The 15856-nt window shown below is 61.6% G+C and carries 13 protein-coding genes; 10 read left to right on the forward strand and 3 right to left on the reverse strand.

Annotation, left to right across the window (positions count from 1 at the left end; translation table 11 throughout):
* The first annotated feature begins 105 nt into the window (after window positions 1-105).
* The gene (locus tag ACFWPX_RS19885) at window positions 106-1551 is read left to right on the forward strand and encodes a metallopeptidase (protein ID WP_378928642.1); all 1446 of its coding nucleotides are present in this window, start codon (window positions 106-108) and stop codon (window positions 1549-1551) included.
* Here the strand turns inward: ACFWPX_RS19885 and ACFWPX_RS19890 are convergent.
* Complete coding sequence (locus tag ACFWPX_RS19890) at window positions 1548-2870, reverse strand: FHA domain-containing protein (RefSeq protein WP_378928643.1); 1323 nt, start codon at window positions 2868-2870, stop codon at window positions 1548-1550. The two genes, ACFWPX_RS19885 and ACFWPX_RS19890, sit on opposite strands and share 4 nt — an antisense overlap.
* Window positions 2871-3036: 166 nt before the next feature.
* Between ACFWPX_RS19890 and ACFWPX_RS19895 the strand changes: the two genes are divergently transcribed.
* The 8 genes from ACFWPX_RS19895 (at window position 3037) to ACFWPX_RS19930 (ending at window position 13547) form a co-directional block, all read left to right on the forward strand.
* Entirely contained in the window at window positions 3037-4281 is a 1245-nt protein-coding gene (locus ACFWPX_RS19895) for a hypothetical protein (protein WP_378928644.1), read from the forward strand.
* Window positions 4282-4352: 71 nt separating this feature from the next.
* Entirely contained in the window at window positions 4353-5543 is a 1191-nt protein-coding gene (locus ACFWPX_RS19900) for a hypothetical protein (RefSeq protein WP_378928645.1), read from the forward strand.
* Window positions 5540-6769 carry a hypothetical protein gene (locus ACFWPX_RS19905; protein ID WP_378928646.1) on the forward strand — a complete coding sequence of 410 codons (1230 nt, stop codon included), beginning with the start codon at window positions 5540-5542 and terminating at the stop codon, window positions 6767-6769. The genes ACFWPX_RS19900 and ACFWPX_RS19905 overlap by 4 nt, the downstream gene beginning before the upstream one ends.
* Before the next feature lie 93 nt (window positions 6770-6862).
* The gene (locus ACFWPX_RS19910) at window positions 6863-8419 is read left to right on the forward strand and encodes a serine/threonine-protein kinase (RefSeq protein WP_378928647.1); all 1557 of its coding nucleotides are present in this window, start codon (window positions 6863-6865) and stop codon (window positions 8417-8419) included.
* Window positions 8420-8711: 292 nt separating this feature from the next.
* Window positions 8712-9692 carry a hypothetical protein gene (locus tag ACFWPX_RS19915; RefSeq protein WP_378928648.1) on the forward strand — a complete coding sequence of 327 codons (981 nt, stop codon included), beginning with the start codon at window positions 8712-8714 and terminating at the stop codon, window positions 9690-9692.
* Between the two features lie 203 nt (window positions 9693-9895).
* On the forward strand, window positions 9896-10990 hold the full coding sequence (locus tag ACFWPX_RS19920; RefSeq protein WP_378928649.1) for a hypothetical protein: 1095 nt from the start codon (window positions 9896-9898) through the stop codon (window positions 10988-10990).
* Window positions 10991-11519: 529 nt separating this feature from the next.
* A complete protein-coding gene (locus ACFWPX_RS19925; protein ID WP_378928650.1) occupies window positions 11520-12296 on the forward strand; it encodes a hypothetical protein in 777 nt (258 codons plus the stop codon).
* A gap of 6 nt (window positions 12297-12302) precedes the next feature.
* Window positions 12303-13547 (forward strand): hypothetical protein, encoded by a 1245-nt coding sequence (locus ACFWPX_RS19930; RefSeq protein ID WP_378928653.1) that lies wholly within the window; start codon window positions 12303-12305, stop codon window positions 13545-13547.
* Between the two features lie 65 nt (window positions 13548-13612).
* On the opposite strand, the gene ACFWPX_RS19935 is transcribed toward ACFWPX_RS19930, so the two are convergent.
* Both ACFWPX_RS19935 and ACFWPX_RS19940 read right to left on the reverse strand, forming a co-directional pair.
* A complete protein-coding gene (locus ACFWPX_RS19935; protein WP_378928655.1) occupies window positions 13613-13897 on the reverse strand; it encodes a WXG100 family type VII secretion target in 285 nt (94 codons plus the stop codon).
* Window positions 13898-13931: 34 nt separating this feature from the next.
* Complete coding sequence (locus tag ACFWPX_RS19940) at window positions 13932-14258, reverse strand: WXG100 family type VII secretion target (RefSeq protein WP_378928656.1); 327 nt, start codon at window positions 14256-14258, stop codon at window positions 13932-13934.
* Window positions 14259-14767: 509 nt separating this feature from the next.
* On the opposite strand from ACFWPX_RS19940, the gene ACFWPX_RS19945 reads away from it, so the two are divergent.
* Window positions 14768-15850, forward strand: coding sequence for a Fic family protein (locus ACFWPX_RS19945; RefSeq protein ID WP_378928657.1), 1083 nt, complete (start codon window positions 14768-14770; stop codon window positions 15848-15850).
* Window positions 15851-15856 lie beyond the last annotated feature (6 nt).

Raw genomic sequence — 15856 nt, forward strand, 5'->3', positions numbered from 1 at the left:
AGCGGATACTATGCCATCGCCCGGACATCGGCGGTGCCCCCGAGACGGCTTGGAGCCCGATCCGGCGATCGACCTGCACGTGTATCCGGCCGACCAGGGGGACTGATGCCGAAAGCCCAAGTGTTCGTTGCGATTTCTGTCGTGCTATGCGCGCTGATGGGTGTCGGCTGCACACGGGCGGTCGACGGGCACGGAGTCTCCATCTACGACGACCCGTTCCAGGTGGCGGGATTGCCGACCACCGGTGGGCCGAACGGTCCGCGAACCGGCATCGCCGATTCGGCCCTCACCGCGGAAAATGGTGACGGGGGCGACGTGGACAAGCTGGCGCTCAACGCGATCGACGACATCCAGGCCTACTGGCAGGCGGGCTTCGGCACCGAATTCCCCGGCGAGACCTTCGACCCGGTCGAGAAGCTGATCTCCTGGAACGCGCGGGCCGCCCGCAACCAGGCGGTCGAATTCTGCTCCGAGACCACCTACCACCTGGTCAATGCCGCCTACTGCCGCAGCGACAACTCCATCGGCTGGGACCGCGAGATGCTGCTGCCCACCATGAGCGAGACCTTCGGCACGATGTCGGTGGTGATGGTGCTCGCCCACGAGTACGGCCACGCCATCCAGACCATGGCCAAGATGGTCACCAAGAAGACACCGGTCCTGGTGAAGGAACAGCAGGCCGACTGCTTCGCGGGCGCGTTCATGCGCCACGTCGCCGAGGGCAAGTCGAAGCACTTCACGATCAATACCTCCGACGGCCTGAATTCCGTACTGGCCGCGACTGTTTCGATCCGCGACTCCGATCCCGACGACCCGGAGAGCGTGCACGGTTCGGCCTTCGAACGGGTCACCGCCGTGCAGATCGGGTTCACCGACGGACCGCGCGGCTGCAAGGGCATCGACGAGGACGAGATCGACTCGCGCCGCGGCAACCTCCCACAGAGTTTCGCCGACGACAGCGGTCGCGGTGAATATCCCGTCTCGAAGGAAAACCTCGTCGAGTTGAGCAAGGCGCTCCAGGCGATTCTGCCGGTGAAAGAGGCGCCGACCTACGACTACGCGGGCTCGCGCATCGACTGCGAGGACGGCGCGATCACCGATCCGGTCACCTACTGCCCGGCCAAGAACACCATCGCCACCGACGTGCCAGGGCTGGCCGAGCGTGGCTCCACCGATACCGACGACGACGGACCGCTGCCGGTGAAGGTCAGCGGTGATTACAACGGCTACGTGGTGTTCATCTCCCGCTACACCCTGGCCGTGCAGCGCAGCCACGGCCAACAGCTGACCGGCGCGAAGACCGGTCTGCGCGCGGCCTGCCTGTCCGGGGTCGTCACCGGAAGGCTCGCCCTGCCCGGCCGTCCGGTGAGCCAGGGCGACATCCAGCTGTCCGCGGGCGACCTCGACGAAGCGGTCTCGGGCCTGCTCACCGACGGCCTGGCCGCCAGCGACACCGAAGGCAACACGGTGCCCAGCGGATTCTCCCGCGTCGACGCCTTCCGCGCAGGCGTCCTCAACGGCGAAACCACCTGCCTGTCACGGTATTCCTAGCCGAACGGCGGCGGCGCGGCCGGTTCGTAGCGCAGCACCCGGTTGCCGATCATCACCTCGGTGCCGGGCACGAGCACCATCGGCTGATTCGGCGTGAGCCGGACCCAGTCGCGGTAGCCGGGGTGCCTGCTGCGAGTTCCGTTGGTGGAACCGCGATCGATGAGCTGCACGTCCCAATTCACCAGGTGCACTTCGGCATGCGCGCGCGACATGCCACCGGAGGTGTCGTCGATGCGCAACGGGATGAGTCCACGCAGGGCCGCGTCGGAGTTCTCCGGGTCACGCCCGATCACCGCGTCGGCGGCCATCAGGTAGGTCATGCCGTCATCGAGCACGAGCATGCCCAGCGGCGGGCGAACCACCTCGGCGAGCGCCTGGGTCTGGTCGACCGGCATGCCGCACACCGTGCAGAACGCCGAGCGGGGATCGCTGGGATGCGCACGCGCGCACTTGAATCCCATCACCTTCACCGCCAGCACCGTCGACTTGGCCGTGGCCTCGAGTCTGCGCTGCAGGTCGGGGTCGGGTTCGGGCGCCGGATTGGTTCCGGAGTGCCTGGTTTCGGCGTTGTGCGGGTCGACGACAGGTGTGTCGACGGTGCCGTGCGCGTGGCCGGTGACAGCGTCCAGCATCGAGGTAGCCGGTTGCATCCCCGTCGCGGGCTGCTCGGAAGGTCGTGAATCCGGTTGCGGCGCACGTGGTTCCCGGTCGATGCGCGCGGTAGGCGGTGGCGGCCTCCTGGTCTGACCCGCCGGATCCGCGGTCCGCACCCGGCTGCGCACATCGTTGGACCACATCACGGCCCCGCCTGCCTGCGCGATTCCTTCGACGAGCCAACCGATTCCGCGCTCCGGCGGTACTTCCGGGATGCGCCCCTTGGCGTCATCGACGAACAGCGCGACCGCCTTCGCCGGCTCCGAGGCCACCCGATCGACGGTGAACGCCGCGTCACTACCGCGGTAGTACTCCGGGCCACGGTCATCGGTGAGAACCGCGGTCACCGAACCGTGCAGGAAGATCGCCACGCCACCGTTGTCCGCGGCCGAGAGCACCCCGAAATCGATCGGCACGCCCGGCGAGATCTGCTCGGCGTACTTCATGAGCCAGCGGGTCGCCTCACGCGCCACCACCGAACCCGGCCCCGACGGTGCCTGCTCGTGCGCGTCACGCACCAGCTCCGCCAGCGATTCCAGCGCGATCGCCGCGGTGTCACCGGGCGTGAGCTTGCCCTGCCCGCGATGCGCGACCACGATCACCGCGCCCGCGACCCGTGCGACCGCGTGACTTCCGAGCACCACTTCGACCTGCCGATCCCTCACAGGTATCGGCCTCTACCGGAACTGCACAGCAGGGGGGTCGCCATGTCATCCAGAGTATGGCAAGCACCCCACATAGGTCCCCCTGGGCGGGTTCGGTCCGGTAACTTCATACCTAGTGGGCGCAGCCGCGAAGCGTTCGTCACCTCTCTTGCGCACGGTCGCAGCGATGGCGGAGGAACGCGTATCGCGGGAGGACATCAAGGGGCATGTGATGATCGATTCGACCAAAATTCGCATCGCGCTCGCCTTGGGCGGCGCCCTGATCACCCTCACCGGCTGCGCGGTCAGCGGCACGCCTGTCGCCGGTGAGCCCGATGTGCGCGGTCTGGAGACCGGCACCTTCGCCACCGACCGGCACACCTACACCGACACCGCGGGCAACAAGGGCGCGCTCGTCGAGGGTGCGCGGATGTCGGCGGCGGTCGTGCCCGCGGTGCGGATCGATCCTTCGCTGTCGCACGGACGCGGCGGTGTCGTCATCCCCGATATCGAACGCGCGCTGGATTTCGTCGCCAATGTCTCCAAACCTGTTCTGGAGAACCGCAAATTCATCACCGGCTACGTCGCGCTCGGCGCCGACCAGGCCGATCCCGACGGCGAATCCCGCCCCGGCCCCGAAGCCACCGCCCTGACCACCGCCCTGTTCCGGTTCCCCACCGCGGCCGCCGCGACGCTCGCCGCGCGCGAACTCGAGGACGTCGACCTGGCCGTCTCCCCCGACAACCGCAAACTCGCCTCCGCCAAATACCCTGACGCCTACCTGCATTGGCGCCCCGGCGTCCCCACCATCGGCGCCTTCCTCGCCCACAAAGAGTTCGTGATCTCGCTGTTCATCCAGCGCCCCCGCGCCGATGCGACCGACCTCACCTCCTGGATCGACAAGAACCTCGCCGCCGAACTCGCCCAGCTGGCGAAGTTCGACCCCACGCCCACCGAGAAGATCTCCGACCTGCCCGTCGACCCCGGCGGGCTGCTTGCCCGCGCCGTAGTCGACGACCGTTCCGCCATGCAGCCCGGCCAGTACTCCTTCGCCTCCTACGCCCCACAACACCTCGTCAACAAGGCAGCCGACCTCACCGCCCGCCAGAACCTGGTCGACGCAACAGGAGTCGAAGCCCACGCGGTCGTCGACGGCGGCGCCGTCACCCGGGTCCGCGACCAGTCCGCCGCCCAATCCCTCATGCGAGGGCTCATCGATTCAGCGGGCCACTACGACCCGATCACCGCCCCCGCCGACGTCCCCACCGCGACCTGCCTGAAACTCAACGACAACGGCAACAAAGAAGACGACTACGTCTACCGCTGCTATGTCGCCTACAAGCGCTACCTGGCCATGGTCAGCGCCGACGGTGAGCCCGAGGTCCGCCAGAAGATCACCGCCCAGTACGCCCTGCTGGCCAACAGCTTGTGAGTTCGCTCGGCCCCACTCCTCGATTGCGGTGACGTAGGATTCCGCCGACAATCGTTTCGGGGAGGAATGAGTTGCGAGCCACAAATTTCGTCTGCGTCCTGGCGGCCGCACTGTTGACCACTGTCGTCACCGCTTGCGGTGGTCCTGACGAGATCGCAGCCACCGACGCCCCCGTGGACCTCGCCACCCTCGATGTCGGCAATTATCCGACCCAGCCCCGCCAGATCGGCACGGTCGCGAACCTCGACCAGGGCCGCTTCATCGAGGCCGAACGCCTCGGCGACTTCGTGCCGACGCCCGCCGATATCGATCCCCGGTTCGTTCACACCAATCCGTCGATCGCGTCGGTCTTCCTCGACGCCGAAGCCGCGCTCGGCAAGATCATGGCCGTCGACCGCTTCGCCGAGGTCGCCCCCGATTTCATCGGCGGATTCGTGAGCTCGGCGGAGACCGAGCCCAACAATATGGGCCTCGACATGGTGAACGCGGTCATGATCTTCCCCGACGCGCAGAAGGCCACCACCGCCGCCGCCGAGCTGGAGAAGCTCGATTTCGGCTATGCCCCGAACAATCAGCGCATCGAGATCCCCGGTTACCCCGCGGCGATCGCGCACTGGCAGCCCGACCAGCAGTCGATCGGATCCTGGTTCGCCACCGGTCATCTGGTGATCTACACCTGGTTTTACGACTACCTGAAGATCTGGCTGGAGAAGGTCGACAAGCAGGCCCTGCTCGATCTCACCCGCAAGAGCCTGGACACGATCGTCCCCTCGGTCGCGAAGTTCACCCCAACCACCGGCGACCTGATGACCTTGCAGCGCGACCGCGACGGCATGCTCGGCCGCACCGCACCCCGCCCCCGCGAGGATTCCTGGATCAACCCGCCGGGTGTCTACGCGGGCCGCACCGCCCGCCATTTCCTCTCCGACCCGGTGAGCGCGGCGAAGATGATCGACGACTACGGCATCGACCTCTACGCCAACGACGGCGCTGAGGTCTACCGTGCCCGCGACATCGCCGGCGCCCAGGGTGTCCGTGACGAACTCGGCGGCGTCACCCGCAAATTCACCGCCTCCGCGTCACCGAAGAACCTGCCGAGCGCCCAGTGCAAGGAATACATCGGCAGGAAACAGCGGATCGCGATCCGCTTCTATTGCGCGGTGTCCTACGACCGCTACGCCGCCTACGTCTGGTCGAACCAGCTCCTCGACGCCCAGCAGCGGATCTCGGCCCAGTACGCATTGTTGGTGAACGCGAAATGAGAATTCGATACGCCTTGATCGCCGTGCTGACCACGGTCCTGACCGCGTGCGGTTCCACCCTGTCAGGCCAGGCATTACCCGGCGAGATGGATGTCCGGACCCTTGACGTCGGCTCCTACCCCACCGAGCCGATCAACGCCCACGACGACGACCCCGTCCCCGCCTTCTACGCGATGTACGAGGTGGCGGCGATGCGGATCGCCGACTATGTGATCAACTCCCGCGACATCGACGCCCAGATGGTCTACGGCAAACGCGCCCGCACCGTCTCCGGGGGCGTGATGCCGTCGGCCCTCGGCGACGAGACCGCGATGTCGGTCGTCGCGAAGAAGCACAAGATGCTGTACGGCTTCGAATCCAGTGGCGCGGCCAAGGATTCCCGCGTCGAGACCTACGGCGGCTGGCCGACGAAGAAGGCCGACAACAGGGTCACCGCCACCACGATGGTCCTCCAATTCCCCGACACCGACCGAGCGGCCGCCGCGGCGAAAGAGTTCTACGACACCGACTTCGGCATGCAGGAAGGTCGCAACCAGCCGGTGGCCATCCCCGGACACCCTGCGGCCCTGTCACATTGGCGTCCCGACTCACCTTTCCTGCGCACCGTGCTCCCACACGGCCCCTATGTGATCGCCTTCCTGCTGTCGGTGGCCACCCCCGACCAGCAGGCACTCACCACCCTCGCCTCGAATGCCTACACCGAGCAGATCGCGGCACTCGCCAAAACCACACCGCTGACCGACGAACAGGTCATGACCCTGCCCTGGGATCCCGACCACCTCCTGATGCGCACCCTCAATCCAGAGCAGCTGCCCAGCCCATCCGGCGACGGCTACTACGTGGTCACCGGCAAGCACGGCATCCTGCACTACGCCGGCGACCAGCTCCCCACCGACCGCCACTACATCGACGAGCAGCTCACGAAGATGAGCGCTCAGCAGGTGGCCCTGTCCTGGGGCTCGATCGGCATCCGCACCCCCGACGCGCAGACCGCCCGCCGCGCGGTCACCGAGAAGATGTTCCCCTGGCAGGTAGAAGCCGAAGCCGCGAACCCACCCAACCTCCCCGATTCCGCCTGCGTGGAGAACAAACGCCCAGGCGCCTCGAAACGCTTCAGCTGCATCCTCGCCTACAACGAATACGTCGGAATAGTAAGTGGCAACCAGCTTTTGGATGCCCATCAACGTGCGGCCGCGCAATATGCACTATTCGCCAACAGCCGATAATCCCACACCGGCCGACCCCTACGGAGTCCTATATGCTCCAGCCGGGAAAGCGGCAGTGTGCGGCATTGAGTCAGGAGATCGTAAAAGATGGTGATGAGCCACGGCACCATCGTCGGCGGGTACCGCGTGCAGCGGGTGCTCGGCGCCGGCGGCATGGGCACGGTTTACCTGGCCAAACATCCCAGCCTGCCGCGGATGGACGCGCTGAAGGTGCTCAGCGCCGAACTCAGCCGCGACCCCGAGTTCCGCGCCCGCTTCGAACGCGAGGCCAATCTCGCCGCGGGCCTTGACCACAACAACATCGTCTCGGTCTACAACCGCGGTGAAGAACACGGCCAGCTGTGGATCGCGATGCAGTACGTCGACGGCACCGACGCCGCCGCCGAACTCGCCCGCGACCCGCACGCCATGACCCCGCTGCGCGCCCTGCGTATCACCACCGAGGTCGGCAAGGGCCTCGACTACGCCCACCGCCGCGGCCTGCTGCACCGCGACGTCAAGCCCGCCAACTTCCTGCTGTCGAACCGCGACGAAGACGAAGAACGCGTCTTCCTCACCGACTTCGGTGTCGCGAAGTCCACCGACGACGCCACCGAACTCACCCAAACAGGCAGCTTCCTCGCCACCATCGCCTACGCCCCGCCGGAACAACTCAGCGGCGCCACCCTCGACCACCGCGCCGACATCTACAGCCTCGCCTGCGCCTTCTACAAACTCCTGACCGGCCAAAACCCTTACCCCGCAGCGCAACCCGCCATGGTCATGATGGGCCACCTCCACGAGCCCCCACCCCAGGCAACCCGAATCCGCCCCGGCCTCCCCCACGCCATCGACCACATCTTCGCCCGCGCGATGGCCAAAAACCCCGCCGAACGCTTCGCCACCTGCCGCGAATTCACCGACGCCGCCGCGAACGCGCTCACCCCCGGTTTCAACCCGACCGGGCACAACACCTCGCCGACGTATCCGATCCAGGTGATGCCGCCCCGCGAGCACACCGATCCGCGGGCGGCAGCGTCGTTGCCGGGTTTCACAGCCTCCACGCCGAACACGGCCCGTAAGCCGAAGCGTGCGGCGTTAATTGGAGGCGCGGCGGTCATCGCGATCGCACTGATCGCCGGTATCGGCGTGTTCGCGTTGTCCGGTGATAACACCCCCAGCACCAATCCGCCTGGTTCGGGAACCTCTTCCGTAGCCGGGACGGCGGCGCTGACCCCACTCGAGCAGGCACGTAAGGACAACCCTGCCTTCCAGGGGAAGACAATTACCCTCCTCGATGTCACGCAGCAACCGAACAAATACGGTGTCTATTTGACCGGCAGCCCGCAGACGCGTTTCATGGAGAAGCTCGGCTTCGTCTACAACTTCGAATATACGAACACTGAAGGGGTGCCGTCGCCCAAAGAGATAACAGATAGCGCGGGATCGCTCGAAGCGCCAGATGACAGCTACGTTATCGTTCTGCGAAGCGACGAGAAAGCTGGCGGCGGTGGACTACTAGGCCTCCCGTACGGGATAACCAGTTCACGGGCGATAGTTATCCCCATCGACGATCCTAGTACGGTATCCGCAATGAGGAATTGGTCACCAGAGTCCGAGGGGCTGATGATCAGCAAACTGGTACCCGTCCTCAAAACAAAGATTCGTTAATATCCATAACTACAATGGGGGGGATACATTGTATTCCGGGCTAAAATCACCAAAATCGATTAGGCATGTCTTCCGCGCCGCCGCAAGCGTAACGATTTCTATCACATGCCTGCTGGCGACGAGTTGCGGCGGAGAATCAAGTCCGGCGGGCACTCCAGCAGCCCAGGTAGACCTGAGCAAGCTCGAACTCGGAAGTTATAGTGGAGTCCCACAGACGCTCGAAATACCTAGCGACGAGGCGCATGGACGCGCAATACAAGCACAAAGGCTCGCGAACCATATTCCATTACCGATGGAAATCGATTCTCGACTGAACCATTACAATGGGGTTCAGCCCAGAGTATTCACAAAAATAGATAATCAAACAATGGGTTCCTGGGTCGGATCAGACCTCGAGCCACATAGAAACGCCCTGGCGGGATTCATTTCAGGATATACTAGCACCGCCAACTCCGATTCGCAGGTCTCGTTATCCATATCGCTGGAAAACCGCGTGCTGATATTCGATAAAGAAGCGTCAGCAACAACCGCAATGAACACTCTTGTCGATTCAGAGCTCGCAGCTGATCCCACGAAGTCTACCGTGACTATTCCCCAGTTCCCCAATGCGCGTGCGTACCACAAAGTTGACCGCCCAACCTTGTGGTCGTGGTATGCCACTGGCCAGTTCGTAATATTCACGTCGGTATGGGACCACCTGAGCGGCGAACTCTCACAAACAGATGTTCCTGGCATGACGGATCTCGTCTCCAAGAGCCTGACCGCAATACCCAGTAAGATTTCCGGGTTCAGCCCCGCCTCGGCGCAGGAGCGAAATTCATCATCGCCCGACTTGGACGGCATGCTTGCTCGTGCCGTCCCTGCCATCAACGACCAAGTGCCGGGGCTGACGGTTCCAGGCGTCTACGACCGACATGGCGGACTGCAGATATCGCGACAGCCCGATCTCGATCGGACTTTGTTCGAAACCGCCGGAGTCGACCGCGTCGCTTTCAATGGCGGCTACCTGTACCGCGCCAAAGATGCGGAATCAGCCGCCGCCGTTACGAACCAACATGCTACCTTTACGAAATTCTACCGAAAAGTATCCTCGCCGCCCGGATTGCCAATCGCACGGTGCTACGAGTTGAAGAATCCAACCACAAAATCCAAGATGCGCTACTATTGCAGCGTAAATTTTGACCGATATGCCGCCGATATCTCAGCCAACCAACTCACAGACGCTTACCAGCGAATCTCTGCGCAGTACGCACTTCTGGCGAACGGCAAATAATGTCTAACTCCCTAAAGCTGAGGAACTCGATGCTTTTCAGGATCGCGCGGATGTGTGCCGTCGCCACAATAGCTATCGTCGCCACCGGATGCGGATCTGTAGTCGCCGGCACTGGAACCGCGGGAGAGGTTGACGTTCGAACTCTTGACGTCGCGAAATATCCAGTAGAGCCGATCGATACCATTTACGAATATAGTCCCAGTATGCGCAACTCACAGTTACTTGCCGCATACAGACTTGCGGGTAGCATGGCGCTCGGTACCGATATTGATCCCGAGTTCAAATATGGCGCAGGCAACGCACTAACGACGCCGGGTATCGCAACCCTATACCTCAGCAAAGCAACACGAGACGTCCTTAAAGATAATAAGATGCTGTATGGCTGGGCCAGCGGGAGCACCGATATATATGAATACGACGTCATGTCCAACCGTGCAGCTGACAACTCGCTTTCAGATCTCCAACGCGAACGACTAAAGGCGAGTTTTTCCAGCATCACGGTACTGCAGTTCGCCGATGACGAAACGGCCGAGCGAGTCGCAAAGGATATGTCGAACGCAGACTTTGCGGTTGCCGCTAACGAAAACAGATCCATCTCGCTGCCGAATTACCCGACAGCCACCAGCCACCGCCGTCCGGGAGTTCCAACACTCGGATCAACCCTCGCTCACGGCCGCTATGTGATCTACATTCACGTTGGTATTGTCGACGACGATGTTACCCAGTTGACCACGCTTGCAGAAAAAACCTACCGAACCCAGATTCCATTGCTGGACAAGCTACCTGCCCTCTCGCCCGCCGACATGCTCCGCCTTCCGCCAGACCCGGATGGAATGCTTCGCAGGGCACTTAACCCCAAGGTGAGCCCGTCTCTGGACGACATTGAATATTTCACGCTCGATCGAATCGGCTATTATCAAGTGAATCGAAAACAACAATTGAACGATTCCTTGTACTCTGAGGCCGGCGCCGACCGGTTCACGCGATCCTGGGGGACCGAATTGGTACGGACACGCGACGAAGAAGCAGCGAAGATCCTTCGAGACAAGGTGGTCGAACTTCTCGTCCCATCTTCAGAGCCCGCCGATTCCGTGCCTCAACTTCCGGATACCAAGTGTGCCAAGAACACTGACCCGCGCCTGAACGACAAATTCGTTGATACTGGGGAGCGCAAACGATTTCTGTGTGCGGTGCAATATCGACGCTACGTTGCAATTGTCGATGCCAACCAGATCCAAGACGCGCACCAGCGGGCGGCGGCCCAGTATGCGCTATTTGCAAATAGTCAAATCCAGTAACCGACTGTTAACACAATTTACCAAAGAAGTCGCTCACTATGGACCGTCAGGGGGAACGTTGGCCGCAAATGACCAATCGCGTGTAAGTTCAAATAGACGTCGGTCGGCCTCGTCGATCGCCGCTTTTCTGATTGCAACTTCGGCCCTGGCCGCATGCGGTGCTTCACGGGCACCGGCCAGCGATGCCGTTCCCGCTGCGGACATCAGTAAGATCGACACGGGAAACTATCCCACTAAGCCTGTCGATCCAGCCTCGCTCGGTGAAGCAAGGGGCCCACGGGTAATCGAAGCTGAGCGTCTAGCCGACCGGATTCCACTTCCGATCGAGATATTTCCGGAGCTCAGTTTTACCTACAGCTATGACAAGGTTCGAGCCTTCACGAAACCTGATGCGTTTGCGATATCGCGCGTCTTGAACCTAGACGCTAACCAATTCACTGCCGCTACTCCGGGATTCGTCACAGGATTCCGATCATCTGCGCGATCGCACAAAGATCTTCGGTTATCATATGAGGTCGAGAATCTCGTTATGTTGTTCAGCGACGACCAGGCGGCAAAGGATGCTGCGTCGGAGTTGGGAAATGCTAAGCCAGGCAGCGATCCAGGCAAGTACCTCGACACATCAATCCCAAAATTCCCCGAAGCCCAAGTATTCTGGAGTCCAGAATACGCCAGTTTGCACTCATCCGCTTCGAGCGGCAGGTTCGTAATCTATACTTACATCTCAGATCACTTAGCGTACGAAGTTTCGGCGCCCGACCTTCCATCGATGACACAGAAGGCGGAGCACAGTATCGAAGTGATCGGCTCGCGGTTGAGTGGATTCGCACCAACACCGCAGGAAGACTGGGAAAGTCTTCCGCGGGATGTTGATGGGATCCTTGGAATGACAGTACCGGCAAAGAACGAGCAGGCTGTTTACCCAATCGAGCCTGCGGTGTATCGACTCCCAGCCGCTTTACACGTGTCCGACAGGATAACCGACGACAAAAGGTTGTACGAGGCGCTAGGCATCGACCTCGTGGGCTACAACGGCGGATTCCTCTATCGAACACGCGACAGCGACGCGGCGGTTAGATTGGTTGAGAACCGCTCGACCCGCGGAAAACTCTATACCTTGACGACTTCACCCCCCGGACTTCCTGCTGCGAAATGCTACGAGTACCAGGGAACTTCCAAATCGGTCATCCGATTCGAATGTAGTATTGCATCAGGTCGATACGCGGCGACCATTTCCGCAAATCAATTGGCCGACGTGCACCAGAGAGCCTCTTCCCAGTACCTCATGATGACAACCGGCAAGTAGCCACGGATGAATGGTAAAGATTCCCGCACCATGCGGAAACTGATGGCTTCCATCGCACTTACTGCCACGCTCATCGCCATTTCCGGATGCGGCTCAACGGTCGACGGGTATGCGATGCCTGGGGAGATCGACGTCCGACTACTGGAGGTCGGAAAATACCCGACGCGACCGCTGAGCGAATACTCCGTGTTCAGCCATTCGTTCAAGTCCGGCAGAACGCTGGCTTCGATGCGGCTAGCAGACAGCCTAGTTCTCGGACAGGAGGTCGATCCTAAGCTTACTTTCGGTTCGTTCCAGAGCATCGACTCCGATACTCCGACCGTTATGTCCAAAGCAGTGCTTCCTGCACTTAAACCGAACCGCATGCTTTATGGGTTCGCCACCGGAAATTCTGACATGAAAGAATTTTCGGCGATGTCACTGTCTCCTGGTGACGAAAGCTTGGCGGACATCATGCGGCAGCGCAAGCCGACATATTTCGGCCTTACCGTTATGCAGTTTTCCGATGCAGCAGCTGCCGAGCGCGCTGCAGCCGAGATCGAGCGGCTAGATTTTGATGTAGCGGCTGATCTGAACGTTCGCGTTTCATTGGATAAGTATCCTTCCGCTCACTCACATTGGCGTCCTGGCATTGCGAGTATGGTCTCTACACTTTCTCACGGGAGCTACGTACTTAATGTTCAGGCTGGTGTGCCAGAGCCAGAAGCTAAGGGGCTGACTAACTTGATCCAAAAGGTTATCGACGCCCAATTGCAACGCCTGGAAAAGTTGACTCCACTTTCACCGGTGGAGGTCGTCCAGATGACCAGCGACCCCGATCAGGTCCTGGAACGGACTCTGAATCCGCAGAAGCTCGGAATTCCTGACACAACTAACTTTGGCTCATACGGATTGCAAGGATTTCTGCAGACGCGCCGCGACCTATCCATTATGCAGGACTCGTACAAGAAGGCTGGAGCGGATCGGTTCGGCCGATCTTGGGACTCGTACCTCATTCGGACCCGGGACTCAGATGCTGCTCAGACGTTGCTCGATGAGATGTTCATAGGCGACACCTACAAGCCCACCCACGCACCAGACAAGCTTCCTTCGGCGAAATGCGCTGAGAACAATGACGCCCAAGGCGACATCAAACGATTCTCCTGCGTCGTCCAATACCGCCGCTATGTCGCCCACGTACAGAGCCACCAGCTTCCTGATGTGCATCAGCGTGCCGCAGCCCAGTACGCGATCCTGGCAAACAGCCAGTAGCAGCGCAGCTGGCACAAAAAGTTCGAGCCCCCGCACATGTGTGCAGGGGCTCGAACTGTGTGAGATCAGAACAGGCCGGCGAGGGCCTTGTCCTTGTCCTGGAGTTCGGAGTTACCGGTGTCAACCAGACGACCGGCACCCTGAAGGGTCTCGTTCAGCTGCTGGACGTGCTGGTTCCACGTGGCCTGGTAGGCGACGACGGCCTCCTTGGCCTGGCCGCCCTGCTCCTGGAAGAAGGCGTCGACCTGCTTGTGGAAATCCTGGAGGTCAGCGGCAAGACGCTCGGCGTCAGCAACGAGCTGCCTGGCGCCCTCAGCGACACCGTCAAAATTGGCGGAAATGATGGTCATGGCAATTTTCCCTTCGAAGGTCGTGAGATGCGGCTTAAACTGCGGGAAGGTCGAGGCTCGAGACCTGCTGGTTGACCTTCGCCGAGAACTCCGAGTCATGATCGGTGAGGGTGCCACTCATCTTCCGCAGGTTTTCCGACGTCTGCATGAGCTGATCGTTCATCTTGTCAGCCTGGAAGTAGTACCGCTCCATGAACTGGTTGAACGCGTCACGGGCCGCACCCTTCCAGTTCGAGCCGTCGGTGATCATGTCTTCGCGGCTCTTGAGCGCCTTGATCGCGTCAGCGATCTGCCCGTGGCGATCGACAAACCGGACAACCTCTGAATCGAGACCGCCCATATCCGAACTGAAATTGGTCATTGCTCTGCTCCCTCGTCACGGCCAACGTCGCGGGTCGGTTTGGCCTCGTTCATATAGTTGGACGCACTCGGTGCCCGATCGGTTCCATCGAATTCGAAAAACCTTGGCTCACGGTCACAGTCGTCCCCGTTGCCAGCACGTACTAGGTCCATGCTGAGCGCAGGATCCCCAGGCCAGGGGCACGATATGGGATCGGCCGATGCGGCCGCAGACTTCACGTGTTGTACGACGGTCATACTCCCCCCAAGCTCCCCTGACATGTGTCCGCCCCCGTCCAGGACGAGCTGACGAAGCCACTCTAGCTGAAGCCCTGGCGACACCGCTACGCTCGAATCGCCTGACACGAGGCGTGCGGAGGGCGAAGGCGGTCCAACCATAGGGAATCACTACTCCGCCCACGAAGCCTCGGAGGCGCCCACGTCGTTGCAAGAAACTTGACATGTTCGCGCGATATGCAAACTTTTCGCCAAAAACTTTACATGTCCCGTTCGGTATGGCACGTTCAGCAGATGACCAGCTGGCGGCCGGAGACACCCTACAACGATCTTCCGCCTGTGCCCGGAACGCGAGTCCTCGAGACGCGTGACGTGCTCAAAGCAGCAATCCGAGCCAACAAGGCGCTAGCTCATCTGGACCAAGCAGCCATGGCCATGCCGAATCCGACAGTTTTGATCAACACGATCCCGCTGCTGGAGGCACAGGCCAGCTCGGCGATCGAGAACATCGTGACCACCACGGATGAGCTGTTTCGCCATGTGGAGGACGAGGTGGGTGCCGACTCTGCCACCAGGGAAACGCTCCGATACAGGCATGCGTTGCGCGTGGGCTATGAGCACGCGATGGCACGAGGACTGACCACTGCGACGGCCGTGCAGGTGTGCAGCACGATCAAGGGCCGCGACATGCAGTTGCGATCCCTGCCTGGCACTCGGATCGGAAATCCCGCGACCGGTGACGTCATCTACAGCCCGCCCGAAGGCCGCGAGGTAGTCGCCACGAAGCTCGCCGAGTGGGAACGCTTCGTGCATTCGAACGACGATGTCGACCCGCTGATCGCCATGGCCGCCGCTCACTACCAGTTCGAAGCGATCCACCCGTTTTCTGACGGCAATGGCCGGACCGGCCGGATTCTCAACGTACTCATGCTCTGCGAAGCAGGGCTTCTGCATCTGCCCGTGCTGTACCTGTCGCGCTATATCATCGACAACAAACAGCAGTATTACCAGCGGCTGCGTGCTGTGACTGCCGACTCCGAGTGGGAGGCGTGGCTGCTGTACATCCTCGAGGGGGTGGCCCAGACATCCGAGGCGACCCTACGGAAGATCACCGCGATTCGTGAACTCCAAGAAGACTTCTCATCGCGAGCGCGTGCGATTTCCCGCGGTGGGGCCGACTCGGAGTTCCAAGCCACGCTTTTCGAGCAGCCCTACTGCCGGATCGCGACAGTTATGTCCCGCTGCAACATCTCTCGCCCCACTGCGACCGGCTGGCTCAGCGGATTGGCCGCAGCGGGGATGTTGCAGGACGAGAGGATCGGGCGGGACCGAGTGTTCATCAACCGCGAGTTCTTGCAGTTGCTCATCCGGCCCTGAATCGGC

Origin of the sequence: Nocardia sp. NPDC058518 (assembly GCF_042719655.1) — a bacterium.
Classification (GTDB): domain Bacteria; phylum Actinomycetota; class Actinomycetes; order Mycobacteriales; family Mycobacteriaceae; genus Nocardia.

Coding starts and splice junctions, on each gene's coding strand:
- ACFWPX_RS19885 (WP_378928642.1), top strand. CDS start 106: ATGCCGAAAGCCCAAGTGTTCGTTGCGATTTCTGTCGTGCTATGCGCG.
- ACFWPX_RS19895 (WP_378928644.1), top strand. CDS start 3,037: ATGGCGGAGGAACGCGTATCGCGGGAGGACATCAAGGGGCATGTGATG.
- ACFWPX_RS19905 (WP_378928646.1), top strand. CDS start 5,540: ATGAGAATTCGATACGCCTTGATCGCCGTGCTGACCACGGTCCTGACC.
- ACFWPX_RS19910 (WP_378928647.1), top strand. CDS start 6,863: ATGAGCCACGGCACCATCGTCGGCGGGTACCGCGTGCAGCGGGTGCTC.
- ACFWPX_RS19915 (WP_378928648.1), top strand. CDS start 8,712: ATGGAAATCGATTCTCGACTGAACCATTACAATGGGGTTCAGCCCAGA.
- ACFWPX_RS19920 (WP_378928649.1), top strand. CDS start 9,896: ATGCGCAACTCACAGTTACTTGCCGCATACAGACTTGCGGGTAGCATG.
- ACFWPX_RS19925 (WP_378928650.1), top strand. CDS start 11,520: ATGTTGTTCAGCGACGACCAGGCGGCAAAGGATGCTGCGTCGGAGTTG.
- ACFWPX_RS19930 (WP_378928653.1), top strand. CDS start 12,303: ATGAATGGTAAAGATTCCCGCACCATGCGGAAACTGATGGCTTCCATC.
- ACFWPX_RS19935 (WP_378928655.1), bottom strand. CDS start 13,897: ATGACCATCATTTCCGCCAATTTTGACGGTGTCGCTGAGGGCGCCAGG.
- ACFWPX_RS19940 (WP_378928656.1), bottom strand. CDS start 14,258: ATGACCAATTTCAGTTCGGATATGGGCGGTCTCGATTCAGAGGTTGTC.
- ACFWPX_RS19945 (WP_378928657.1), top strand. CDS start 14,768: ATGACCAGCTGGCGGCCGGAGACACCCTACAACGATCTTCCGCCTGTG.